Source organism: Actibacterium sp. (assembly GCF_041584535.1).
In the GTDB taxonomy this organism is placed as follows: domain Bacteria; phylum Pseudomonadota; class Alphaproteobacteria; order Rhodobacterales; family Rhodobacteraceae; genus Actibacterium_D.
In genome coordinates, this window is the sequence record NZ_JBFHDW010000381.1 from 1 (window position 1) to 2,048 (window position 2,048).

At 61.5% G+C, this 2,048-nt stretch carries 3 protein-coding genes and 1 pseudogene; 3 read left to right on the forward strand and 1 reads right to left on the reverse strand.

The window, feature by feature from the left end; all coding sequences use genetic code 11:
- The 3 genes and pseudogenes from ABYW26_RS13845 to ABYW26_RS13855 all read left to right on the forward strand — a co-directional run.
- Nucleotides 1–269, forward strand: a pseudogene (locus ABYW26_RS13845) (lipoyl synthase); the annotation flags it as partial.
- Nucleotides 266–610 carry a Lin0512 family protein gene (locus ABYW26_RS13850; protein ID WP_372605495.1) on the forward strand — a complete coding sequence of 115 codons (345 nt, stop codon included), beginning with the start codon at nt 266–268 and terminating at the stop codon, nt 608–610. The pseudogene ABYW26_RS13845 and the gene ABYW26_RS13850, both read left to right, overlap by 4 nt.
- 3 nt (nt 611–613) lie before the next feature.
- Nucleotides 614–970 (forward strand): Lin0512 family protein, encoded by a 357-nt coding sequence (locus tag ABYW26_RS13855; protein WP_372605496.1) that lies wholly within the window; start codon nt 614–616, stop codon nt 968–970.
- Between the two features lie 32 nt (nt 971–1,002).
- On the opposite strand, the gene ABYW26_RS13860 is transcribed toward ABYW26_RS13855, so the two are convergent.
- Nucleotides 1,003–1,752, reverse strand: coding sequence for an SDR family NAD(P)-dependent oxidoreductase (locus ABYW26_RS13860; RefSeq protein ID WP_372605497.1), 750 nt, complete (start codon nt 1,750–1,752; stop codon nt 1,003–1,005).
- Between the last annotated feature and the right edge of the window lie 296 nt (nt 1,753–2,048).

The following is a 2,048-nucleotide window of genomic DNA, read 5'->3' on the forward strand; positions in this document are numbered from 1 at the left end:
AGCTCAGGGACGAGATCGCACAGGTTCTGGATGATCTGCGTGCGGCGGGCGTGGATTTCGTCACCATCGGCCAATACCTGCAACCCACGCCAAAGCATCACCCGGTCAAGCGCTATGTCAGCCCCGAGGAATTCGCCAACCTTGAAGCCTTGGCGCGTGGCAAGGGGTTCTCGATGGTTTCGGCCAGCCCGCTGACGCGCTCAAGCTATCACGCGGCGGAAGATTTCGCGCGCCTCAGGGCCGTGCACGCATCAGGAGCAAAAGCATGACGAAAACCCAATTCGCGGTGCAAATGGGCATGGGAACCGACTTGAAAGGTCAGGACTATACCAAGGCGGCCTGCCGGGCGGTTGATGACGCGCTGCATCGGAATTTCCTGTCCGTGGCCGCGGCGTTTGGATTTCCGCACGAGGCGATGATCGTCGATATTCGCGTCGGCGTCGGGCAACCCGGCAAGGTCGATCTTGAGGCGGTCAAGGCCCGCGCGCCCGTAGGCACGGTTTCGGCTCAGGCCGTTCGGGGCGGTCTGGATACCGAAATGCGCGGCCATATGACAATCGTCGCGAATGCCATCGTCACCGTGTCGTTCGATGTCACAAAGGAGACCTGAACAATGCAGCCATTGATCTTGGAACTGGGCATGGGCGCAGACGTTCACGGCAAGGACCTGACCAAAGCGGCGTTACGGGCCATTTCCGATGCGATCCGGCACAGCTCGTTAACCCTGTTCCACGCCTATAAACACCCCTCTGAAATGGTGGTCGAGGTGACGATCGGGGTGCAGGCCCCGGACGAGGTGGACAAAGCGGCAGTGGCGGCGGCTTTGCCGTTCGGCACGGTCAATGTCACGGTGGTCAAAGGCGGGCTGGATGATCGCGGCATGGGCGGCGCCGAGGATATTTCGCTTGCCGTGGCCAGCGTAAAGGCATGGCTGGATACCAGCGACCATCCCTTCGCATTGGTGAAATAGCGGCGCGAGCCCCCCCGCGCCGCATATGCCTGTCAGGCGTTCCACGCCCCGTCATTGTTCAGGATCGCGCCCGTGACGTTGTCGGTGTTCGGGCCGCAAAGATAGGCCACCATTTCGGCAACCTCTTCGGGGCGGCCATAGCGCCCGATGGGCGATCTGGGCAGCATCGCTTCGGCAAGGGCGCCGTCCTCGGGGTTCATATCGGTGTTGATCGGACCGGGCTGAACGCAGTTGACCGTAATGCCCTCTGCCGCCAGATCGCGCGCCCAGGCACGGGTCAGGCCAGCCATGGCGAACTTGGTCATCGAATAAAGGTCGATGCCGGGGTAAGGGACGGTTTCACCAAAGATCGAGCCGATATTCACGACACGGCCGCCAAGACCCATCTGGCTGACGGCGGCCTGGGTCAGGAAAAACACCCCCTTCAGGTTGACGACGATGTTCCGGTCAAAGTCTTCCTCGCTACAGTCCTTCAGGTCCACCGCCGTCAGAACGGCGGCATTGTTGACCAGAATGTCGATCCCCGCCGGTCCGGAAAAGTGGTTCATGATCAGATCCTTGCCCGCTGACAGATCGCCCGCGTCGCATTGGATGGCCTTGGCATCGACCCCGTAAGCGCGGCAGGCATCGACAACACCGGACGCGGCGCTTTCATTGTTCTGATAGGTGATGACGATATCCGCGCCGGCCTGTGCCAGCCGTTTGGCAACCGCCGCGCCGATCCCCCGGGTGCCTCCGGTGACAAGTGCGGTCTTTCCGTTCAATGATGAATTGGTTTGCAAATCTTCCTCCCTGATTGCCGCGACGGGGTGCTTCCAGCCGGAAATACCCGTCGCCCATCAGGGATGCAGCAACGACCATGCCAATATCGCGGGCCGCCAAGCGGGCTGACTGAGTCACCGACCGGCGCGGATAAGGCGCATCGGTCCGCTTATCGCTATTGGCCTGCGCCCATGTCCAGAACGCGCGGTTCGATCTTTCCGCCGTCCTCGATAGCGGCGCCGGGCTAGTCGGTGCGATGGTCCGGCAAGACCTTATCGGGGATCAGCGACGCTTATTCGTCGAGCGACCTGATATA

Bases quoted from the DNA above. Each gene is read 5' to 3' on its own strand.
- ABYW26_RS13850 (WP_372605495.1), top strand. From the start codon at position 266: ATGACGAAAACCCAATTCGCGGTGCAAATGGGCATGGGAACCGACTTG.
- ABYW26_RS13855 (WP_372605496.1), top strand. From the start codon at position 614: ATGCAGCCATTGATCTTGGAACTGGGCATGGGCGCAGACGTTCACGGC.